This window comes from Flavobacterium glaciei (assembly GCF_003350545.1).
GTDB lineage: Bacteria > Bacteroidota > Bacteroidia > Flavobacteriales > Flavobacteriaceae > Flavobacterium > Flavobacterium glaciei.
Window position 1 is genome coordinate 1 of sequence record NZ_QQBA01000019.1, and the last position, 24075, is coordinate 24075.

The 24075-nt window shown below is 33.0% G+C and carries 18 protein-coding genes; 8 read left to right on the forward strand and 10 right to left on the reverse strand.

The genetic code is table 11. The annotated features are described in order from the left end of the window. Positions 1–82: 82 nt before the first annotated feature. The 4 genes from DFR66_RS12815 to DFR66_RS14060 form a co-directional block, all read right to left on the reverse strand. Positions 83–517, reverse strand: coding sequence for a hypothetical protein (locus DFR66_RS12815; RefSeq protein WP_114755234.1), 435 nt, complete (start codon positions 515–517; stop codon positions 83–85). Between the two features lie 203 nt (positions 518–720). After that, positions 721–1266: a DUF1697 domain-containing protein gene (locus DFR66_RS12820; RefSeq protein ID WP_114755235.1), complete on the reverse strand. Its 546-nt coding sequence runs from the start codon at positions 1264–1266 to the stop codon at positions 721–723. A 130-nt stretch (positions 1267–1396) separates the two neighbouring features. Next, positions 1397–1822 carry an exonuclease/endonuclease/phosphatase family protein gene (locus tag DFR66_RS14055; protein WP_242008683.1) on the reverse strand — a complete coding sequence of 142 codons (426 nt, stop codon included), beginning with the start codon at positions 1820–1822 and terminating at the stop codon, positions 1397–1399. Next, positions 1785–2108, reverse strand: a complete 324-nt coding sequence (locus DFR66_RS14060; protein ID WP_242008682.1) for an endonuclease/exonuclease/phosphatase family protein — start codon at positions 2106–2108, stop codon at positions 1785–1787. The genes DFR66_RS14055 and DFR66_RS14060 overlap by 38 nt, the downstream gene beginning before the upstream one ends. A 203-nt stretch (positions 2109–2311) precedes the next feature. Between DFR66_RS14060 and recG the strand changes: the two genes are divergently transcribed. From recG to DFR66_RS12860, 7 genes are all read left to right on the forward strand, one after another. Next, complete coding sequence (gene recG, locus DFR66_RS12830; protein ID WP_114755236.1) at positions 2312–4417, forward strand: ATP-dependent DNA helicase RecG; 2106 nt, start codon at positions 2312–2314, stop codon at positions 4415–4417. A 293-nt stretch (positions 4418–4710) separates the two neighbouring features. Continuing rightward, positions 4711–5769, forward strand: a complete 1059-nt coding sequence (locus tag DFR66_RS12835) for an efflux RND transporter periplasmic adaptor subunit (protein WP_114755237.1) — start codon at positions 4711–4713, stop codon at positions 5767–5769. A 71-nt stretch (positions 5770–5840) separates the two neighbouring features. Continuing rightward, complete coding sequence (locus DFR66_RS12840) at positions 5841–8936, forward strand: efflux RND transporter permease subunit (RefSeq protein WP_114755238.1); 3096 nt, start codon at positions 5841–5843, stop codon at positions 8934–8936. Positions 8937–9016: 80 nt separating this feature from the next. After that, positions 9017–10330 (forward strand): TolC family protein, encoded by a 1314-nt coding sequence (locus DFR66_RS12845; RefSeq protein WP_114755239.1) that lies wholly within the window; start codon positions 9017–9019, stop codon positions 10328–10330. Positions 10331–10584: 254 nt separating this feature from the next. Continuing rightward, on the forward strand, positions 10585–11106 hold the full coding sequence (locus DFR66_RS12850) for a hypothetical protein (RefSeq protein ID WP_114755240.1): 522 nt from the start codon (positions 10585–10587) through the stop codon (positions 11104–11106). Between the two features lie 142 nt (positions 11107–11248). Continuing rightward, a complete protein-coding gene (locus DFR66_RS12855) occupies positions 11249–12112 on the forward strand; it encodes a bestrophin family protein (protein WP_114755241.1) in 864 nt (287 codons plus the stop codon). A gap of 73 nt (positions 12113–12185) precedes the next feature. Continuing rightward, positions 12186–13109 (forward strand): AraC family transcriptional regulator, encoded by a 924-nt coding sequence (locus tag DFR66_RS12860; RefSeq protein ID WP_114755242.1) that lies wholly within the window; start codon positions 12186–12188, stop codon positions 13107–13109. A gap of 1 nt (position 13110) precedes the next feature. On the opposite strand, the gene DFR66_RS12865 is transcribed toward DFR66_RS12860, so the two are convergent. The 3 genes from DFR66_RS12865 to DFR66_RS12875 all read right to left on the reverse strand — a co-directional run bounded on the left by DFR66_RS12865 (position 13111) and on the right by DFR66_RS12875 (position 16202). Further along, positions 13111–13485: a DUF779 domain-containing protein gene (locus DFR66_RS12865; protein WP_114755243.1), complete on the reverse strand. Its 375-nt coding sequence runs from the start codon at positions 13483–13485 to the stop codon at positions 13111–13113. Between the two features lie 80 nt (positions 13486–13565). After that, on the reverse strand, positions 13566–14633 hold the full coding sequence (locus DFR66_RS12870; RefSeq protein WP_114755261.1) for a 2,3-butanediol dehydrogenase: 1068 nt from the start codon (positions 14631–14633) through the stop codon (positions 13566–13568). 63 nt (positions 14634–14696) lie between these two features. After that, complete coding sequence (locus DFR66_RS12875) at positions 14697–16202, reverse strand: aldehyde dehydrogenase family protein (RefSeq protein WP_114755244.1); 1506 nt, start codon at positions 16200–16202, stop codon at positions 14697–14699. A 295-nt stretch (positions 16203–16497) separates the two neighbouring features. Here DFR66_RS12875 and pheT point away from each other — a divergent pair, with 295 nt between their 5' ends. Continuing rightward, positions 16498–18918 (forward strand): phenylalanine--tRNA ligase subunit beta, encoded by a 2421-nt coding sequence (gene pheT, locus DFR66_RS12880; RefSeq protein WP_114755245.1) that lies wholly within the window; start codon positions 16498–16500, stop codon positions 18916–18918. 123 nt (positions 18919–19041) lie between these two features. Here pheT and DFR66_RS12885 read toward each other — a convergent pair whose 3' ends face one another. The 3 genes from DFR66_RS12885 to DFR66_RS12900 form a co-directional block, all read right to left on the reverse strand. Beyond that, positions 19042–19596, reverse strand: a complete 555-nt coding sequence (locus DFR66_RS12885; protein WP_114755246.1) for a fasciclin domain-containing protein — start codon at positions 19594–19596, stop codon at positions 19042–19044. Positions 19597–19905: 309 nt separating this feature from the next. Beyond that, positions 19906–21684, reverse strand: a complete 1779-nt coding sequence (rpsA, locus tag DFR66_RS12890; RefSeq protein WP_114755247.1) for a 30S ribosomal protein S1 — start codon at positions 21682–21684, stop codon at positions 19906–19908. Between the two features lie 964 nt (positions 21685–22648). After that, positions 22649–24025: a nucleoside permease gene (locus DFR66_RS12900; RefSeq protein WP_114755249.1), complete on the reverse strand. Its 1377-nt coding sequence runs from the start codon at positions 24023–24025 to the stop codon at positions 22649–22651. Positions 24026–24075: the final 50 nt, after the last annotated feature.

The window sequence follows — 24075 nt, forward strand, 5'->3', positions numbered from 1 at the left end:
TTGGTTTGTTTTGCAACTTCAAGATACTGAATTTCAGTATCTTGACCAATATCTTTCCCCGATTTTTTTCCTTAATTTAATTTCACCCAACGGGTTTTTTATATTTTAATCCCGGACCATCACAATAACTCCATGTACTAGACAAAGAATTATTGGCATTTAAAAACAGAACTTCTTTTTGGTTTCCATAACAGCTGCCTATAATTTCGCTGTCAATTGGATATGTTAATTCAAAAAAAATTCCGTCAAATTGAGTTGTGGTCGTATAAGTACCCGAAAGTGTTGTTTTTATTGAATTTTCTTCTCTGGATTTTGTAAAAGTTCCGTTGGTGTTGAATAAATAAAATTCTTGCCAAGCCATTGCTGCGCCTGTAGTTTCTGAATTTTGTAATCTACCCGTCAATGAAACCAAATTCCATTTCCCGTAATAATCGGTAGTAACAATTGCTTCAGCTTCATCCTCAGAACAGGAGCTAAAAATTGTAAGGAAAGCAACAAGAATAATTCTTTTTTTCATGTATCAGATTTTACAGATATTATTTAGATGCTTCTTCTTGCAGAAGGTTGCGTCAAATTATAATTGTTTTTTATAAAGTTAAAAATAGATTTTGAAACATCCTTGTTTTGACTTTAAAAAAAATACCGCTAATTCGAAATTTTAAATGGTTTATAGCATTTAAAAATTAGCGAATTAGCGGTTAAACCAGACTTAAAGTCTTATTACCTTTCCTCGTACATTTTCAGTAATTGCGTCACTGTATTCCAGTTGCGGATTGTTGCAGTAACATTGAGTTTTTTCTCGATATATTTTTGGTCAAATCTAGTTTTTCCAGCGCCAACTGCATATTTTATAAAAATTCTGTTGCCGTCAATACTAGCTTCATCAGGTTTGAATTGGCTAATTTTTAAATCATTCATACTGGTGCTTTGCAATGTAGTAGAAATAAAAGCCACATATAACTTCTTAGTATCAATGTCTTTTTCCTTCAAGAAAGGATTGTTCTTGAAACATGCTTCTAAATCCGCGGAACCAATCACAACAACAGGCACTTCATGACCAAAAGCCTTGAAAATTTCTTGCTTTATTTTGAAACCTACAGCTGCAGGACTTTCTTCTTCAGTATCTACAAAAACATTCCCAGATTGAATATACGTTTGCACATTTTGAAAACCAATGGCTTCTAAAGTCGTTTTTAAAGTCTCCATTTTGATCATACTGTGACCGGAAACATTGATGCCCCGAAGCAATGCGAGATGAGTTGTCATGATTTAAGGTATTTTATTATTGGCGAAGATATTGTGTTTTGATGAAACATATCTCTTTATTTATTTAATCAGGTGATAAAATAATTCCGAATTTCGCAAATATCAGAAAGTCTAAAACTTAATTTTCTTTTTAAAGTTCGAATTTTACTAATAACGGGGAATGATCGCTAAGTTCAATCCAATTTTCAAAAGTTCCAATTTCTATTTCTTTAAATTTATTAATTAAACTTTCCGATGCAAAGCAGTAATCTATATGATATGGTTTATTTTTATTTCGTTGCAAGTAAAATGTTGGTTTTGTTTCCTTTCCTTGCTCTTCATTATAATGTTTATGATAAATACTAAATATCTTTTTGTTTGCTAATCTATCAACAACTTCCGAATGATTTCCAATTCGATGTTTTCTATCCCAAATTTTGTTACTATTAAAATCTCCAATTAATATTGATGTCTCATTATTTAGAATTTCATCATAATGATTTATCGCCTTCCAAACTTGTTCAATATATTGATTATTTTTATCTTGTGTATTGTTCGCCCAGATTGCAAAAAACAAATGAATTTTTAATGTTACTTACCTTAATTGGCGTCACAATTTTGAATTCAGGATTATATTGCTCAAAAAGTTCTAATTTATAATTTCCAAATGAAAATATTGCAAGCCCTTTATTTTGGTTAATTCCAAACCATAAAAAATTCTTCGGTTTTATTACAGGATTTTTAAAAATCAATTTTTCAGGACTTTCACATTCTTGAACAACCAAAATATCAGGATTAAGGTTCAAAATGTGCTCAGCTTTTTTTCTGAAGGCACCTTGACAATTCCATGTTATTAGTTTCATTTTTTAGGTTGGCTATTTTCTAGATTTTCATTTCAAATATAACATTTTTCTTACTCTATTTCCAAACATTCCCATTTCCAAATTTCCAAACAAAAAACTATCTTCGCTTCATCAAATTAAAAATCCGTTTTGATCCGCGTTTTGTCATCTCGAGCGAAGTCGAGAAAAGCAAATCCGTTTCATCCGTGTCCAAAAAAATCTAAATGCAAAACCTCCTACTTACTCCCATCGAATACCTCAAAGGCGTTGGTCCCAATCGGGGCGAATTGCTACGTAAGGAATTGGGTATTTATAAGTATCAAGATTTAGTTAATTTTTTTCCAAACAGATACATCGACAGAACTCGGTATTACAAGATTAACGAACTGCAGAACAACATTGCAGAAGTTCAGATTATCGGTAAAATCATCAACATCAAAACTGTAGAATTTGGCAGAAACCAAAAACGATTAGTCGCGACTTTTGTAGATGATACGGGCCAAATGGAACTCGTTTGGTTTCAAGGTCACAAATGGATTAGGGAGAGTCTGAAGCTCAATGAAATTTGTGTGATTTTTGGGAAATGCACGTCTTTTGGGAATGCTTTTAACATGGCGCATCCGGAAATTGAGTTGTTGAGCGAACATGAAAAAAGCCTTCGCTCTGCGATGCAACCCGTGTATCCTTCAACAGAAACCTTGACGAATCGCGGGATTTCAAATCGGGTGATTAACAAAATGATGCAACAATTGTTTCTGGAAACGCAAGCGTTGTTTACGGAAACCTTGCCTGACTATTTAATCAACGAATTGAAACTGATTCCTAAAAAAGCAGCTTTATTCAACATTCATTTTCCAAAAAGCACCGAAGTTTTGGCAAAAGCCAAATTCCGATTAATATTTGAAGAATTGTTCTTTATTCAGTTGCAATTAATTACTAAGAATCTCATTCGAAAACATAAAATAAAAGGACATCCGTTTACAACTGTAGGAGAATATTTTAATGATTTTTATCAGAATCATTTGCCTTTTCAATTGACAAATGCTCAAAAAAGAGTGATCAAAGAAATTCGTACCGATATGGGAAGCAACGCCCAAATGAATCGTTTGCTACAAGGCGATGTAGGTTCTGGAAAAACTATTGTTGCTTTTATGAGCATGCTTTTGGCACTTGATAATGGTTTCCAAGCGTGCTTGATGGCACCCACGGAAATCCTGGCCAATCAGCATTATATTGGTTTATCCGAATTAGCTGAAACTTTAAACATCAACATTCGAATACTGACGGGTTCTACTAAAATAGCACATCGGAGAATTATCCATGAAGAACTGGAAAACGGTACGTTACACATTCTTATCGGAACACATGCTTTACTGGAAGACAAAGTAAAATTTAAGAATCTAGGATTGGCTGTGATTGATGAACAACACCGTTTTGGAGTAGAACAACGCTCTAAATTGTGGAAAAAAAATGTGATTCCGCCACACGTTTTGGTGATGACCGCCACTCCTATTCCAAGAACTTTGGCAATGAGTTTGTATGGCGATTTAGACATTTCAGTGATTGATGAATTGCCTCCGGGACGAAAACCGATTCAGACCGTACATCGTTTTGATAGCAACCGACTGAAAGTATGGAAATTCCTTCGGGATGAAATCGCTTTGGGTCGCCAAATCTATATTGTGTATCCGCTCATCCAAGAATCCGAGAAAATGGATTTCAAAGATTTAATGGACGGTTACGAAAGTATTTCTAGAGATTTTCCGTTGCCACAATATTCGATTTCTATATTGCACGGAAAGATGAAACCTGCGGAAAAAGATGCCGAAATGAAACGTTTTTCGGAAGGAAAAACCAATATAATGGTTGCTACAACCGTGATAGAAGTTGGAGTCAATGTACCTAACGCTAGTGTGATGATTATTGAAAGCGCTGAACGGTTTGGATTATCACAACTGCATCAGCTTCGTGGTCGTGTAGGTCGTGGTGCAGAGCAAAGTTATTGCATCCTGATGACGAGCCATAAATTGAGTTCTGACAGTAAAACCAGAATGGAAACGATGGTAAAAACTAATGATGGTTTCGAAATCGCCGAAGTCGATTTGAAGCTTCGTGGTCCTGGAGATTTAATGGGAACACAACAAAGCGGTGTTTTAAATCTTCAAATTGCCGATTTAGTTCGGGATAGAGATACGCTGTCATTAGCTCGAAATTACGCTTTGAAATTACTCAAGGAAGATGCAGCCATGCAAAAACCAGAACATGCAGCGTTGAGAGCTGTTTTTATCGAAATGACCAAAAAGAAAAACATTTGGAATTACATCAGCTAAATAATGCTTTATCTTTAATATTAAGTGTCTAAAAATGCGTAACTTCCTTTATTTCTCAAAAAAAATTTCTTTTTTTTAATTATTGATTAAACCATTTGCATTTTTTATAGTCAATACTCTTTAAAAATAGTTAAAGCTTGTATTTATTTGTAAATACTTTAATTAACTAAGTGTTAATATTTGTATGTACAAACGTTAAATAAAAATTAACTAAATCACAATTACCAATTCTAAAACCTAAATTTGTTTTTAACTAAAATTACTGAAACTTAATCCTACATTATTCAATTCTTATGAAAATTAAATACCTAGTTTATGCCTTATTAACCATTGGAATCATTGGATTTATTGGTTACCGAATCACAGAAAATAATAGTAAAAATGCAGATTCGAAAGACCAAAAAGGGAAAGGCAAGTCTATAAGTGTTAACGGAATTGTTGCTACACCGCAAACTTTTGACAATAATTTGTCTCTTTCCGGTTCTATTGAGGCTAATGAACAAGTAGAAGTACGCAGTGAAGTTTCAGGAATTGTAGAAGCAATTTATTTTCAGGAAGGAAGCAATGTGAGCAAAGGACAAGTACTTTTTAAAGTTAATGATTTAGAGTTAAGAGCTCAACTGAGACAAACTTCTACCAGAGAAGGATTGGCTTCAGAAAACGAAAGAAGAGCTAAATTATTATTACAAAAAGAAGCCATCAGTCAGGAAGAATATGATTTGGCTCGAGCTGATTTAAAATCGGCACAAGCACAAAGCCAATTAATACAAGCACAAATTGCAAAGACATCGGTTAGAGCACCATTCTCAGGAAGAATTGGATTGCGTTCCATTTCTCCAGGTACCTATATTACACCTGCAATTTTAGTTGCTAAATTAGTAAATACTGGAAAACTTAAAATTACTTTTTCAATCCCAGAAAAATACGCCAGTCAGGTCAGAACAAACACTAACATCAGTTTCACCATTTCAGGTTCTACAGAAAAGTTTACGGCAAGAGTTTATGCTATTGAGCCTGAAGTTGCTGTAGCTACCAGAACATTACAAGTTCGTGCGATTGCTGAAAATAAAAACGGAAAATTATTACCGGGAACATTTGCTGATGTCGAATTACCTTTAGACATCATAAAGGACGCTATTGTAGTCCCAACAGAAGCTGTGATTCCAGTTCAAAATGGTAAAAAAGTTTTTATCTCTAGTAATGGTCAAGCCAAAGAAGTAATGATAGAAACTGCCACACGAACAGATGCTTCAATCTTGGTACTTTCTGGTCTGAAAGCCGGCGATACAGTAATTACAAGTGGTGTAATGTCCTTAAAAAATGAAACTCCAGTAAAAGTTCTAATAAAATAATTTTAAAAGTTATACATTATAAATTATGATTTACATCGTATTCATAATGTATAACTCATAATTCAAAAAAAATGAGTTTATCCACAACAAGTATTAGAAGACCCGTATTTACAATAGTAATCAATTTAGCCATTGTATTGTTTGGGATAATTGGTTATACATTTCTTGGAGTACGAGAATTCCCTTCGATTGACCCTGCCCAAGTTTCTATCAGTACTCGATATGCCGGTGCAAATGCTGATATTATTGAGTCGCAAATTACGGAACCGTTAGAAAAAGCAATCAATTCTATTGACGGGATTAGGAACGTGACTTCTTCGAGTGCGCAAGGAAGCAGTAATATTACGATTGAGTTTAATCTAGACAAAGATTTAGAAGAAGCTGCTAACGATGTACGAGATAAAGTTTCTCAAGCTGTTAGGAATCTTCCACAAGATATTGATTCTCCACCAGTTGTTTCTAAGGCTGATGCCAATGGAGAAGCAATTATATCAATGACGGTACAAAGTGATACCAGAAATGCATTAGAATTAAGTGATTATGCTGAAAATGTAATTTCACAACGATTAGAAACGATTCCAGGTGTGAGTGGTGTTCAAATTTGGGGGCAAAAAAGATATGCCATGCGTTTGTGGATTGATCCTATAAAACTGGCTGCCTATGGTTGTACCGTATCGGAAGTGAGAGATGCCTTGAACAAGCAAAATGTAGAATTACCTTCTGGAAAACTTACCGGCGATAATACTGAATTAACGGTGAAAACAGTTGGTAACCTTTCGACTGCCGAGGAATTTAACAATATTATTATTCGTTCTGAAGGTGAAAAAGTAGTTCGTTTTAGCGATGTAGGGACAGCGAGTCTTGGACCAGAAAATACGGAAACTAAAATGACGCAGTCCGGTACACCTTTAGTTGGTGTTGCTATTGTGCCACTTCCAGGAGCAAATTATTTAGATATTTCTACCGCTTTTTACAAAGAATTTGAACGATTAAAAAAAGATTTACCTAAGGATATCAAATTAAACATTGCGATTGACAATACTATTTTTGTAAAAAAATCAGTTATTGAAGTTGCTGAAACATTGGGGATTTCAATAGTTTTGGTAATTTTGATTATCTATTTATTCTTTAGAGATTGGGCGATTGCCTTTAGACCATTAATCGATATTCCTGTTTCGTTGATTGCTACTTTCTTTATCATGTGGCTTTTCGGGTTTTCCATCAATGTATTGACATTATTGGCTATTGTCCTGGCAACGGGACTTGTGGTAGATGATGGAATTGTGGTCACCGAGAATATTTTCAAAAAAGTAGAAGAAGGCATGACTCCTATTGAAGCAGCCATCAAAGGATCAAACGAAATATTCTTTGCTGTAATTTCGATTTCAGTCACTTTAGCAGCGGTATTTCTTCCGGTAATATTCCTCGAAGGATTTGTTGGGCGATTGTTTAGGGAATTTGGCGTCGTCATTGGTGCTGCGGTATTAATTTCTGCTTTTGTATCGTTGACATTAACACCCATGTTGAACGCTTATTTAATGAAAGGCGGCGAACAAAAAAAATCAAAATTTTATATTCGTACTGAACCTTATTTTGTACAATTAAACAATGGTTATGCCAGAGCGTTAGACCGTTTTATGAAGAAAAAGTGGTTGAGTTTCCCAATATTAATAGCTTGTTTTGGATTGATTTATTTATTTTTCAACCTTTTGCAAAAAGAAACAGCGCCTTATGATGACCGAAGTGGTTTTGTTTTACGAATGTCAACTCCTGAAGGTTCTTCTTATGAATACACTGATCGTTTCATGCAAGAAGTTTCTAAATTAGTTGATGATTCAATTCCGAGCAAAAAAGTAGCCTTGGTTATTACATCTCCTGGTTTTGGATCTTCATCCGTAAATAGTGGTTTTATTAGGGTGTCATTGGTTCAACCAGATCAAAGAAAAGACTCTCAAAAAGAAATTGCGGAGAAATTAACGAAATGGACCAAACAATATCCAGACGCAAAAACCTCTGTAATTGAGCAGCCAACAATTGCTGTAAACAGACGAGGCGGATTGCCTATTCAATACATCATACAAGCTCCAAACTTTAAAAAACTAGAAGAAAAAATTCCTGTTTTTATGGACGAAGTTGCTAAAAATCCAACTTTTGCAGTTAGCGATGTGAATCTTAAATTTAACAAACCTGAAGTTAATGTTACTATCGATAGAGAAAAAGCAGAAAGTCTAGGGATTTCAGTGATTGACATTGCGCAAACATTGCAGCTTTCGCTAAGCGGACAACGCTTTGGTTACTTCATGAGAAATGGAAAACAATATCAAATTATTGGGCAATTTGACCAAAAAGACCGTTCGAAACCATTGGATTTGACGTCAATGTATGTCAAAAATAATATGGGGCAATTAATCCAGATGGACAATGTGGTAACTATTGAAGAGAAAAGTAATCCACCACAATTGTACCACAACAATAGATATATGGCCGCTACTGTTTCTGCAGGTTTAGCTCCTGGTAAAAGTATCAGCGATGGAATTGATGCGATGAATGAAATAAAAGCAAAAGTCCTTGACGATACATTTTCCACAGATTTAGGTGGCGAATCCAGAGATTTTGTCGAAAGTAGTTCGAATACTGCTTTTGCATTTGGATTGGCTTTAGTATTGATATTTTTGATTTTAGCGGCACAATTTGAAAGTTTTATCGACCCGCTGATCATCATTTTGACCGTGCCAATGGCCGTTGCTGGTGCTTTATTCTCTTTGTGGTTGTTTGACCAGACTTGGAATATTTTTAGCCAGATTGGAACTGTAATGCTTATTGGTTTAGTAACTAAAAACGGAATCTTAATAGTAGAATTTGCAAATCAGCTTCGAGAACAAGGTAAGCCAAAAATGGAAGCCATTTTAGAGGCTTCGGAAGCGAGATTACGACCTATTTTAATGACAAGTTTAGCCATCTCATTAGGAGCGTTACCAATAGCAATGTCACTTGGAGCAGCTTCAACCAGTAGAATTGGAATGGGAGTTGTAATTGTAGGAGGAACTATTTTCTCTTTAGTTTTAACATTATTCGTTATTCCAGCAATGTATTTAATGTGGTCCAAAGCGCGAAAACATTATCCTGAATTTGATCATATTGAAGAATATGAAAAAGAAGTTAAATAATTTTGAATGTAACGCTGAAGTCGCTTATTAATCAGAGTTTTTATTTAAATCTCGTTGATTAATGGCTAAAAAATATAATTATGACAAATACTAAAATACTGTTTCAAAGCTTACTACTATTCTTTTTTTGTGTGGTAAATACCAATGCACAAGAAGTTTTGACATTAGAAAACGCAGTAAAAATTGCATTAGAAAACAATTACGAAATTAAAATTGCGACCAATAATTTATCTATCGAAAAAACAAATGTAGCCATTGGTAATGCCGGAATGTTACCTACAGTTACGGCGACTGTTATTGATAATAACAGTGTGCAGAATAGTTCCCAAACGCGTCAGGATGGAACTGAAACTGAATTAGATAATGCTAAAAACAATAGTTTGACTTATGGTGTTGGACTTGATTGGACTATTTTTGACGGAATGAGAATGTTTGCGAGACTGGATCAGTTAAAAGAATTACAAAAACTGGGTGAAGCTCAGTTAAAATTAACTGTAATAACAAGAATTAGCGACGTAAACGCAGCCTATTATAATTTGGTACAGCAACAACAACAATTAACCGCATTAGATACAACAATAGTTATTTCAAACCAGCGATTAGCATTGGCACAAAACAGATTTACGATAGGGAAAGCATCTAAATTAGAAGTTTTGAATGCTCAAGTAGACCTGAATACGGATCAAGTGGCGTTGTTAAGACAAAAAGAATTGTACACTAACAGTAAAATTTTATTAAACCAATTATTAGCCCGAGATGTTACGACTGAATTCAAAGTTATAGATCAACTTGAAGTGGATGCATTATTACAGCTTCCAGAATTAATAGCTTTAGCTGAAAAACAAAATCCACAATTAGAAGCTCAAATTATTAATAAAAGAATAGCAGAATTAGAATTAAAACAGATCAAAGCAGCACGTTACCCTACAGTTAGAGTAAATACAGCCTACAATTTTTCAGAAAGTCAATCTAGTCTTGGGTTTGTTGCTCAAGCACAATCTAGAGGTTTTAACTACGGTTTTAATGCTTCTTTGAATATTTTTGATGGTTTAGCTCAGAACCGAAGTGAAAAAATTGCCAAGATTCAGATTGAAAATTCTAAATTGAATATCAATCAACAAAATTTAGCTTTAAATTCCCAATTAGCAAGTTCCTATCAAACGTATTTGACCAATTTAGAATTGATTGCTTTAGAAGAAAAAAATGAATCGATAGCCAAGCAAAATCTGAATATTACTTTAGACAAATTCAGAATTGGAACCATAACAACATTAGAATTCAGAACCGCACAATTAAATTATGTAAATGCCAAAGTGCGTTACAGCAATGCACAATTTCAAGGAAAATTATCTGAAATTGCACTTCGGGAATTGGCAGGAAATCTCAATTTTTAAATTAAAAAAAAGAATTATTTACAAAAATCATAATCTACTTATTAGTCTTTTTCAAAGATTATTCTTTCTATTTGTTAATTTTATTTTAAAAAACATTGAATATTAGTGCTTTTTGACGTTAAAAAGAAGAGTATATCGTATATTTTTTTTAAAACTTAATTGTTTATACATCTTTGTATCAACAACATATGAACCAAATATAAATAATTAATTAAAAACGAAAAAAAATGAAAAAAATTTACTTAATTCTTATAATGTCTATAATTACTTTTAGTTGTAGCGATGAATCTGTTAATTTAGAGCCACTGTCAATTGCTAATAGCAAGCGATCAATAAATTCTGTAAGTAATTCTGGTGACTATAATGTTGCTGTTACGGTAAGTTCAGATGGTACTGAATGGACTTATACTATTACAAGAGCAGTTACTAAAGCAAAATCACTTAGTCACTTTATCATCGACCTTAATAATTGTGGTCAAGATAGTGCTACATTTGCCGATATTATTTCAGCTACCGTTAATGGTAATCCTGCAAATATGTCTCCATCTGAAGGTTCTGGAACAGGTTGTGATACACAAGAAATTACTACGAATTTTATTAAATTTGATGTTCAAGAAGCAACTTCATGGGTAATCATTTTGAAATATAACCGCGGGTATGAAATTTCTACTACTGCAACTTCATGGCTTAAAGCAGGTACATCTTGTCATCAAGCAGTGATCTATGCACCTGGCTGTCCTAAAGGTGACGTGTTTGAGGAACTTAGTACTCTATAATCCGTTTTATGACATTTTAAAAATTACAAAAGGAACTATTCATAAAATAGTTCCTTTTTCATTTATTATTATTTCTTAGGTACTTTTTTTAAGTAGCAATAAATCTAAAATTTAATTTAAATTTGCTAAAAAAGCTTATTAAATGGTATCATACAATACAAAAGACTGGTTTACTTTTATTTTTCGTTTTCACAAAGCGGACACTTTTAGAACATTGATGCCATTAATGCTTGCCATAGGTATATATTCTGGAATTATTGGATATTTAGAAGTTGAATACTGGAAATTGACTGATAAAAGTTATGTAAAAAACATTACTCTTATGCACGGAATGCTAGGTTTCGTGATTTCGTTATTATTGGTTTTTAGAACAAATACTGCATATGACCGTTGGTGGGAAGGACGTAAAATGTGGGGTGCTTTAGTGAATAACAGCCGTAATTTTGCCATTAAACTTTCCGTCGTTTTAAAAGATGAAAAAGATCTAACTTTCTTCAGAAAATTAATTCCCAGCTACGCTTCTATTTTAAACAAACATTTAAAAGATGAGGAGACTGGCAAACAGTTATTTGATGATGTCGATTTAGAAATTGATCATCACAAACACAAACCAAATCAAGTCGCTAAAATGTTGTTTCAGAAGATTAATGATTTATACGATTCCAAAAAAATAACGGGTGATCAACTAATTATTTTAAACGATGAAATTAAATCATTTACTGATATCTGCGGCGCTTGTGAACGAATTAAAAACACACCTATTCCCTATTCTTACAGTGCTTTTCTTAAGAAATTTATTTTTTTTTATGTTTTAACTTTACCTTTTGGATACGCTATCAGTTTAGGTTATTACGTTATACCTGTAGTTGTCTTTATTTTTTATGTGCTGTCGAGTTTGGAGTTAATTGCGGAGGAAATTGAAGACCCTTTTGGAAGTGATGAAAATGATTTACCTACTCAAAAAATTGCAGAGAATATAAAAAAACATGTAGAAGAATTAATTTAAATTTTGTTAAACAGTGTTTTGATTCTAATAATTTTGATTAAATTTAAACTTTCGCTTCTTAAAGTTTAAAACTATGAACAATAACCGTGCATTTATTAATCCACCTCATTTATCAACAGAGAAATCCTTAAAAACATTAGTAGAAAATAGAACTGTATATTCTTTAAATCATTGCGAACTGAATCTTTTTGAAACTTATAAGCCTTCGGTATTAGTTCCTTTAAAATTTAATGATTTTGTGGTTACCAGTATGTTGCGTGGAAAAAAAATAATGCATCTTTTTGACGACCCTAGTTTTGTCTATTTACCTGGAGAAACCGTTGTGATTCCCTCTAATGTTGAGATGAAGATAGATTTTCCAGAAGCATCAAAAAATAATCCAACACAATGTTTGGCTTTGGCAATAGACCAAACAAAAATTACCGACACCTTAGCGTTTTTAAACGAAAGATACCCCAAAGAAGGGAAAGATCAATTCTGGCAATTGAATTATCAGAATTATTTTTTTTACAATAATGTCGAACTGGCCACAACGATTAATAAATTGATCAAAGAATGCATGAGTACCTCGATTACTAAAGATGCTTTGGCTGATTTGACTTTACAGGAATTATTAATTCGAATAATGCAAACACAAACATCAAAAGCAATTGATGACGGATTATTTGTAGATCCAAAAAATCCTATAACACAAGTAGTTGAATTCATTCGATTAAATCTAAAGGAAAACATTAGCATGAAACATTTGAGCGAAAAAGCGTGCATGAGTACTACATCTTTCTATCGTTTTTTCAAAAGAGAATTAGGAATGAGCCCAATAGAATTTGTGATTAATGAAAAAATAAGATGTGCCAAGCAGTTGTTGAAAAATCCTTCTATACAAATTAATGAAGTTTGCTACCTATCCGGATTTGAAGATTGTAATTACTTTATTCGTTTGTTTAAAAAACACGAAGGAATTACACCTAAACAATATCAGTTATTGTATGTAAATTAAGCTATTCAATATATTTTACAGGCTCCAATGATAACTCTTCTTCTGGTGTAAAAATGCGATATTCAATTCGGAATGTTTTTTTTAAAGGAGTTTCCAAAGAAAATCCTCCCACACCAAAGGCATCAATTACATCCAAAGTAAAATGAGCGTGTTTCCAATATTCGTATAAATCCTTGTCTACCCAAAACTCTGTATTTTCGATTGTGCCAATACAAACATCACCCAATCTTTGATAAAAACCTCCTTTTTCAAAACACTGTGGTTGAGTTCCTTCACAACAACCTCCAGCTTGATAAAACATCAAATCACCATGTTTTTCCTGCAATATTTTGATTAATTCTATTGCTTTTTCTGTTGCATCTATTCTTTTTGTCATAATCAATCATTTAAAATACAACCACAATTATAGAAAAATTATGGTTGCATAACTTTTTATAAATATAATTTGAATTTAGTTTAACCTGTAATATCGACCAAAATTTTAACTTGTGATGGATTTGACACCAATACTTCAAAACCTTCCGTTACGATCTCGTCTAAGGTAATTCTTTTCGTTACCAGTTTTTCAACCGGCATTCGTCCTAGGTCGATTAATTTTATCACTTGGGGAAATATATTTCTGTAGGCAATAATTCCTTTAATTGTAATTTCACGAACAACTTGATCAAAAGCATCGTGTGTAACCGGTTTTCCAAATAGAGCTACTAAAACAGCTGTTCCACCATTTTTCAAGCTGGCAATACCACCATCAAATGATGCTTGAACACCAGCTGCATCAAGAAAAACATCAACACCACATGAAGTTAATTCTTTAATTTGCTGCGTAATATTTTCACTTTTACCATTAATGATAGTTGTTGCTCCAATTTCTTTAGCTTTTTCTAAACGCTTTTCAGCAATATCAACAACAATAACTTCTGCCGCTCCGGCAGCAATAGCAGCCTGAACACACAAAAGGCCGATAGGTCCAGCACCATAAATCAAACAGGATTGCCCCATTTTTAAACCACTTTGTAAAACAGCATAAACTGCCACAGCAGCAGGTTCTACCAAGGCACCTTGTTCGAAACTCATTGAATCCGGTATTTTATGTACCATATAATCTTCAACAACCGTATATTTTGCAAAACCACCATTAGAAGTCAACCCAATAAAACCAAGCGGTTCAGACAAATTGTATTCGCCGTTAGCGATAAACGGACTATCCGGATTTTTGAAAATTGGTTCCACTACAACTCTGTCTCCTATTTTTAGATGTTTTACCTCTTCACCAATTTCAGTAATTATTCCCGAAAATTCATGTCCTAAAGTAGTTACACCTTGATGACCGTTCAAGGGATATGGTTTTTCAACCGGAATCAAATTAGGTCCATGTGTGTATTCATGCAGATCGGAACCACAAATTCCAGCAAACTGAACTTCAATTTTAACTTGTTTTGAACCTGTTGTTGGGATTTCAGTTTCTTCTACTCTGATATCTTTTGCAGCATACCAGCGAGCAGCTTTCATCGTTTTTGATGACATAATTTTTTGTTTATAAAAAAAGGTAAGTTCCATAACTTACCTTTTTTGATTTTTAATTTATTTCTAAAAGAAACCTAATTTCTTTTTATCGTAAGAAATCAACATGTTTTTGGTTTGACGGTAATGACCTAACATCATTTTGTGATTTTCACGACCAATTCCAGATTGTTTGTACCCTCCAAATGGTGCTCCAGCAGGATAAGAATGGTATTGGTTAATCCAAACACGACCTGCTTGAATTGCTCTTGGGACTTGATAAATCTCATGCGCATCACGTGTCCAAAGTCCGGCTCCTAAACCGTACATTGTATCATTTGCGATAGCAATCGCTTCTTCGGTTGTTTTAAAAGTAGTTACAGCTAAAACTGGTCCAAAAATTTCTTCTTGAAAAATACGCATTTTGTTATGTCCTTTAAAAAGCGTTGGTTTGATATAGTATCCGTCAGATAAATGTCCTTCTAAGTGATTTTCCTCACCACCTGTTAACAGTTCTGCACCTTCTTCTTTTCCTAGTTTTATGTAAGATAGAATTTTTTCTTTTTGAACTAATGAGGTTTGTGCTCCCATCATCGTTGTTTTGTCCAATGGATTTCCCATTTTGATTGCTTCTGTTCTTTCAATAACACGAGCTATAAATTTATCATAAATATCTTCGTGTACTAATAATCGTGAAGGACAAGTACAAATTTCACCTTGATTTAAAGCGAACATTACAGCACCTTCAACAGCTTTATCAAAGAAATCATCATCTGCATCACCAACTGATTTCATGAAAATATTTGGAGATTTTCCACCTAATTCTAATGTTACAGGGATAATATTTTCAGTAGCATATTGCATTACTAAGCGACCTGTAGGCGTAGAACCCGTAAAAGCTGCTTTTGATACTTTTTTGTTAGTTACCAAAGTTCTTCCAAGTTCAGCACCAAAACCGTTAACAATATTTACTACTCCTGGAGGAAGAATATCTCCTATTAACTCCATTAAAATTAATATAGATATTGGTGTACTTTCAGCTGGTTTTAATACTACAGTATTCCCAGCGGCTAATGCTGGAGCAAGTTTCCAAACTGCCATTAAAATTGGAAAATTCCAAGGTATAATTTGAGCAATTACTCCTAATGGCTCGCTCAAGGCAATGGAAACAGTTTGCGAATCTAATTCGGCAATAGAACTCTCTTCGGCACGAATAACACCCGCAAAATATCTAAAGTGGTCAATTGCTAAAGGCATATCGGCTGCTAAAGTCTCGCGAATTGCTTTTCCATTATCAATTGTTTCTACTGTAGCAAGATATTCTAAATTATCTTCCATAACTTGAGCAATTTTATTCAACAAATTACTACGCTCTGTTACAGATGTTTTTCCCCATGTTTGAAAAGCTTCGTATGCTACATCAACGGCTAAATCAATATCAACTTTAGTTGAATGAGCAGCTCTTGTATACACTTTTCCATCAACTGGAGTAACTACATCAAAGTATTGCCCTCCTATTGGCGCAACAAATTTTCCACCTATGTAATTGTCATATTTTGCCTTAAACTCAGGTCTTATTACTACGTTATCCATGCTATTTATTTTTTATGTTTTATCAAATTTAGTCTACTAATTCTTCTAATTATAGCACAATTCAATCAACTAATAGCATTAAATTTTCATATCTGTTTTTTTAACATGAAATTATTAATTAATTCATATTTATTTGTAAACATTACTGCCATATTATTAATTTAAACACCTACTTAAAAGACTAAATCAGATATAAAAAACAAAAAAAATTGTTTCTTACTCCAAACTGCAATCCTTATATTTGCACGCGAGACCGAAGGTCGAACTGACAAAGTAATCTCATTAAAATTTACAGATGAAAATATCTTACAACTGGTTAAAACAATTCATTAAAATAGATTGGAAATCCGAAGACACTGCAGCACTACTAACCGATTTAGGGTTAGAAGTAGAAATTGTTGACAAATATCAATCGGTAAAAGGGGGATTAGAAGGCATTGTTGTCGGACATGTTCTTACTTGTATTCAACATCCAGATGCTGACAGATTAAAAATAACAACCGTTGACTTGGGAAATGGAATTCCAGTACAAATTGTTTGTGGTGCTAGCAATATAGCTGTAGGGCAAAAAGTTCCTGTTGCTACAATTGGGACTACATTATACGATAAAGATGGTGTTGCTTTTTCTATAAAAAAAGGAAAAATACGTGGACAGGAAAGCCACGGAATGATTTGTGCCGAAGATGAATTAGGTTTAGGTGAAAGCCATGATGGAATTATGATTTTAGATGAAGCATTAGTACCAGGAACTCCTGCAGCTGAAGTTTTCAAAATTGAAAATGACGAGGTTTTCGAAATTGGTTTAACACCCAATCGTGCCGATGCGATGAGTCATTTAGGAACAGCACGTGATTTAAGAGCTGGAATGCTACAAAATGGTGTAAACGTAGAATTAATAACTCCTTCAGTGAGTAATTTCAGAGTGGACAAAAGAACTTTGAAAATTGATGTTGATGTAAAAGAATCAAAATTTGCACCAAGATACTGCGGAGTAACGATTTCTGGCATTGAAGTGAAACCTTCTCCAGCTTGGTTGCAAAACAGATTGAAAGCCATAGGATTAAATCCAAAGAATAATATCGTTGACGTTACAAATTATGTTTTACATGAATTAGGTCAACCACTTCATGCTTTTGATGCTTCAAAAATCAATGGTAAAATAGTAGTGCAAACACTTCCCGCAGGGACAAAATTCACCACACTAGATGATATCGAAAGAACCTTACACGAAGATGATTTAATGATTTGTGATGAAAAAGGTCCTTTATGTATTGCTGGTGTTTTTGGAGGGAAAAAATCAGGAGTTTCTGAAAGTACCAACTCAATATTCTTAGAAAGTGCCTATTTTAATCCTATAAGCATTCGTAAAACTGCTAAAAGACATCAATTAAACACGGATGCTTCTTTCCGTTTTGAAAGAGGAATTGACCCAACTATCACTGAATATGCATTAAAGCGTGCGGCTTTATTGATTCAAGAAGTAGCTGGTGGAGAAATAACTTCGGATGTTATAAATGTTTATCCAAAAAAAATTGAGGATTTTACTGTGTTTTTAAATTTCAGTAAAGTTGATAAAATTATTGGACAACAATTGCCAAAAGATGACATTAAGAAAATATTAGTTTCATTAGATATAAAAGTCAATAGTGTTTCAGATGCAGGGTTAGGACTTACAATTCCTTCGTATCGAGTGGATGTTCAGAGAGAAATAGATGTTATTGAAGAAATATTGAGAGTATACGGTTATAATAATATTAACTTTTCTAAAAAACTAAATGCCACTGTTTCCAATTCACCAAGAAACGAAGATTATAAAATACAAAATGTGATTGCTACACAATTAAATTCTCAAGGATTTAATGAGATGATGGCAAATTCATTAACAACTGGGTCTTATGTTGACCTTTCTGAAGATTTGAATCCCGCATACAATGTTACAATGTTAAATCCGCTAAGTACCGATTTAGCCACCATGCGCCAATCCTTATTGTTTTCTGGATTAGAAGCAATCTCTTATAATATTAATCGCAAGAACGCTGATTTGAAATTATTTGAATTTGGAAAAACGTACCATAACTATCTTGCTGGTTACGAAGAGAAAAAACATCTTACTTTATTCCTTTCTGGAAATAGAAATCAAGAAAACTGGTCTATTGTTCAACAACCATCTAATTTCTTTTTATTTAAAGGATATGCAAATGGAATTCTTTCAAGATTGGGCATTCAAAAAACGCAAAACGTTCCAACAACTTCAGATGTTTTTTCTGAAGGAATTGCTATGAGTGTTGGAACCGAAATACTAGTAGAATTAGGAGTAGTTAAAAAATCAATATTAAAACATTTTGGAATTAAACAAGAAGTTTTTTACGCAGATTTTAACTGGGCTTTGATTTTAAAATTGATTTCTACTAAGATTAAATATACTGAGATTCCAAAATATCCAGAAGTTCGTAGAGATTTAGCATTACTTATTGATCAAAATGTATCTTATGACAATATTTATAAAATTGCTCGTCAAACAGAGAAAGCACTTTTAAAAGATATTAATTTGTTTGATGTATATGAGGGCGCAAATCTTCCTGAAGGAAAAAAATCATACGCATTAAGTTTTACCATTCAAGATAATTCTAAAACACTTACAGATACTCAAATTGACAAAATAATGAGTAAACTGCAAAATAATTTTGAAACAGAACTTGGAGCTAGTTTAAGATAAGTCTAATTTCATACTACAAGAAATCCCGATTCTAAAATTAGAATCGGGATTTTTTTTACACAAAAAAGCCCCGCTGAAAGCAGGGCTTTTAAGACTAACAAAATATCAACCTCTAATCTAAAATTATTGTTTTGGCAATACTACAGCATCTATCACGTGAATCACACCATTTGATTGGTTCACATCAGCAATTGTTACTTTAGCTTTATTCATATTCTCATCTGTAATATATAAATCTTTGCCTTGCATCCAAGCTGTTAGAGTACCACCACTTACTGTTTTCATTGTAGCCTTTCCATTGCCCATTTTGATAGCTTTTGCAATATCAGAAGCATTCATTTTTCCTGCAACTACGTGGTAGGTTAAAATAGTTTGTAACATTTTTAAATTTTCAGATTTTAATAATGTGGATACAGTTCCATCAGGCAATTTGTCAAACGCAGAATTTGTTGGGGCAAAAACGGTGAATGGTCCATTACTTTGTAATGTTTCTACTAAACCTGCTGCTGTTACTGCTGCTACTAAAGTTGTGTGATCTTTTGAGTTTACAGCATTCTCAACAATATTTTTTGTTGGATACATAGCAGCTCCACCAACCATAACTGTTTTTTGAGCGAAAGAAGTTGCTCCAAATACTAAAGCCATAAATGCAATTGATAAAATTTTTCTAGTTTTCATAAAATCTGTTATTTTAAGTTATATAAAAGCATTTACGCCCTATATATACTTTTGGTTTTAAAAAAATTAAAATATTTTTTTAAATCATTGAAATACAATTATTTAAAATGTATTTTTTTTAGAGTTATGAAAACGACACGAAGTAAATTAGCCCCGATGGCAGCAAGTATCCCTCGCTTTTGGGCGTGGATACTGCGAACAGCGGGAGGATTGTAGATAGTAAACCAAATGTTGTGCTCCTAAAAATAAAGCACAAAAAAAAGCTCCGCAAAATTGCGGAGCTTTCTGTATTCAAAAAAATTTAAGAAATTATTTTTTCTCTGATTTTTCCATTTTAGCTTTCAATGCAGCTAACATATCATTGTTATCTCCTAAAGTTGCAGCAGGTGCATTTGTAGATGAGTTAGATGAAGTGTTTTCTGAAGCTGATTTCACATTTTTCTCTTCTTCTTCACGGAAGATAGCAGTGTGAGATGCAACTACTCTTTTGAATTCTTTATTAAATTCGATTACTTTGAAATCAGCTGAATCACCTTTTTTCAATTTCTTTCCGTCTTCTTTTTCAAGGTGACGAGTAGGAATGAAAGCAACGATATCATCTCCGAATTCTACAGTAGCTCCTTTGTCAACAATTTCAGAGATTTCACCGTTGTGGATAGTTCCTACAGCGAATGAATCTTCATACTGATCCCAAGGGTTAGCAGTAGTTTGTTTGTGACCTAAAGATAATTTACGTCCATCAACATCCAACTCTAATACTACAACGTCAAGTTTTTCACCAACGTTTACGAATTCAGATGGGTGTTTGATTTTCTTAGTCCAAGATAAGTCAGAGATGTAAATTAATCCATCAATTCCTTCTTCTAATTCTACGAAAATTCCAAAGTTTGTAAAGTTTCTAACGATACCTGTGTGTTTAGAACCTACTGGGTATTTAGCAGTGATATCAGTCCAAGGATCTTGAGACAATTGTTTGATACCTAATGACATTTTACGGTCATCTCTATCTAAAGTTAAGATAACAGCTTCAACAACATCACCAACTTTTACGAAATCTTGAGCAGAACGCAAGTGCGTAGACCAAGACATTTCAGAAACGTGGATTAAACCTTCAACACCTTCAGCAACTTCGATGAAAGCACCGTAATCAGCGATAACTACTACTTTACCTTTTACTTTGTCTCCAATAGCTAATTTAGCATCTAGAGCATCCCAAGGGTGAGCGTTTAATTGTTTCAATCCTAATTGAATTCTTGTTTTCTCATCATCGAAATCAAGGATTACAACGTTTAATTTTTGATCTAATTCAAGAACTTCAGATGGGTGGTTGATTCTAGACCAAGAAAGGTCAGTAATGTGAATCAATCCATCAACTCCACCTAAGTCAATAAACACACCATAAGAAGTAATGTTTTTAACAACACCTTCTAATACTTGTCCTTTTTGTAATTGACCTATGATTTCTTTTTTCTGAATTTCAATATCCGCTTCAATAAGCGCTTTGTGAGATACAACTACGTTTTTAAATTCGTGGTTAATTTTCACAACTTTGAATTCCATCATTTTGTTTACGTATACATCGTAATCTCTAATTGGCTTAACATCAATTTGAGATCCTGGTAAGAACGCTTCAATTCCGAAAACGTCAACAATCATACCACCTTTAGTTCTGCATTTTACAAAACCATTAACGATTTCACCTGTTTCGTTAGCAGAAATAACTCTATCCCATGATTTGATAGTACGTGCTTTTCTGTGAGATAATACTAACTGACCTGTTTTATCCTCACGGATGTCAATTAATACTTCAACAGTATCACCTACTTTTAAAGCTGGGTTGTAACGGAATTCATTTAATGAAATTACACCTTCAGATTTAGCATTGATATCAACGATAACGTCTCTATCTGTAATTCTTACAACTGTTCCTTCTACAACTTCCTCTTGATCAGTTGCAATAAAAGTTTTAGAAACTAATTCCTCAAACTCTAATAAGTTTTTTTCGTCAACAGCATCAATACCTTCTTCGAAATTGTGCCAGTTAAAATTTGCTAAAAACTCTTCTTGTGATTTTACTTGTTCAGACATGCTGATTAAAAATTTGTATTCTGTATTTTCTTGAGTTTCATAATGTGATAGAAAACAACAGAAGTTGTTTGTATAATGTATATAATCCCAAAGGAAACTCTTATTCACCTTTAAGGACTGCAAAAGTAATACATTAATATTGAATACCAAAATTTTAAACTCAAGATAATTGTTTGAAAATCAGGAGCGAAATAATACTTTTTAATTTGTTTTCAAATAGCTAGTTCATTTTTTAAAAGAATGAAATAAACCTTACAAATAAAAAAAATATTTTGTTTAATCAAAATTAAATATAGTTAAACAGTTTTAAATGAATTTTTAATTGTAGCTTTACAATAGATATAAATAAAATTGATTTTCAATACTTTAATTTAATAACAAAACTAATTATGTTTACAAAATTTAAAAAATCAGAACTCTTTACAATTATAGTTGTAATTTTTTTAATTTTCATTTCTGAGTATATATACTTGGTTGAAGGGAATTTTGAAAAAGCAATTTTTATTGGACTTTGGCCTCCAACAATAGTAGGTCTTCTTATATTCTTTAACTTAAAATTAAAAAAGTAAATGAAAAATCTAGATATATTACTATTCACGGGAATCGTTATAATTTGTTTTATAAGTTTCATAGTATCTACTTTTAGAGAATTTGAAAATCTCTCAAAAAAAGATGACTATTTGTCAAAAAAAAGCGGTCTTATATCAAGAATACTAGCTTACTTAGCTAGCTTGGTATCTGATTAGTGATTTATCTATAAATTTATGTTCTTAATTTTTTAATTAATTGTTGGGTTCGTATTAACTATTTCAAAAATGCACATTGATTTGAAAGCAAAATATAGTTTTATGCATTCTAATTAAAAGCATAATCATACTTGACTTTCATTCCATAAAAATACCCCCAAATAGAATCTAACTTTTTGGGGGTATTTTATATTAAACTATTTTTTTTGGTAAAAGATTTAATGACTTACATTTTCTACATCTAAAGGTTCGTGTTTGTGTTTAAATAATACTGCAAAAGCGATGGCAATTACTAATGCATAGATTGCAAAAGCTAACCATATTGTGTGCCAATCTTTCATTAAAATAACCGAATCAAAAAGTCCGTCTGCTCCTATGGTTTTTCCTTGACTAGCCACAAACTCTGTCATCTTAGTGTTCGTTGGTTCTGTTTGCAAAAAACCAGCTAAATCAGTAGTTCCAGTAAATGACTTGGTAAAATATTTATCAATTGCCCAACCTGAGGTAAAACTTCCTAAAACTGCTCCTACACCATTAGTCATCATCATAAACAGACCTTGCGCTGAAGATCTATTTTTAGCATCTGTATTTGTTTCAACAAATAAAGAACCTGAGATATTAAAGAAATCAAATGCCATTCCGTACACTACACATGACATAATAATCATCCACAAACCACTCGTTGGGTTTCCATAGGCAAACAACCCAAAACGCAATACCCAAGCTAACATGCTTATCAACATCACTTGTTTGATTCCAAAACGCTTCAAGAAAAAAGGAATTGCCAAAATAAATAATGTCTCAGAAATTTGAGAAATCGACATGATAATTGTAGAATATTCAACTACAAATGAATCGGCATATTTAGGAAAATGCTTGAACTCATCAAGAAAAACATCTCCATAAGCATTTGTTAATTGCAGTGCACCTCCTAAAAACATAGAGAAAATAAAAAACAAGGCCATTTTGTAATCAGCAAATAACTTAAAAGACTCTAAACCTAAAGTTTCCATTAAAGAAGCATTTTCTTTAGACAAGCGTTGCGGTTTACATGGAGGCAACGTAAATGAGTAAAACCCTAGTCCTACAGCAGCAAGACCAGCAATGTAAAATTGATATGCTGTAGCTTTATTTCCAGTTAAATTTGTAATCCACATGGCTGCAATAAAACCTATTGTTCCCCATACTCTTATGGGTGGAAAATTCTTAATTACATCTTTATTATTTAATTTGAGCGCATTGTATGAAATCGAATTACTCAAGGCTATTGTTGGCATGTAAAAACACATAGCCAAAAGCATGATGTAAATAAAATTTTCAGGAGTAGTTACTTGAGGAAGGTAAAACAACACTCCAGCATACAATATATGTAATGCTCCATATAACTTTTCTGCATTTATCCATCGGTCTGCCATAATACCAGTAAGCGTAGGCATAAATAACGATGCTATCCCCATGGTACTAAAAACCAATCCAAATTGAGTTCCTTCCCAACTCTTTGTACCAAACCAATAATTTGCAATTGTAATCAACCAAGCTCCCCAAACAAAAAATTGGAGAAAACTCATTATGATCAATCTATTTTTAATTCCCATGAGATGAATTGTTTTTTATTTAAAAAAATTAACAAGGCGTAAATCTACTA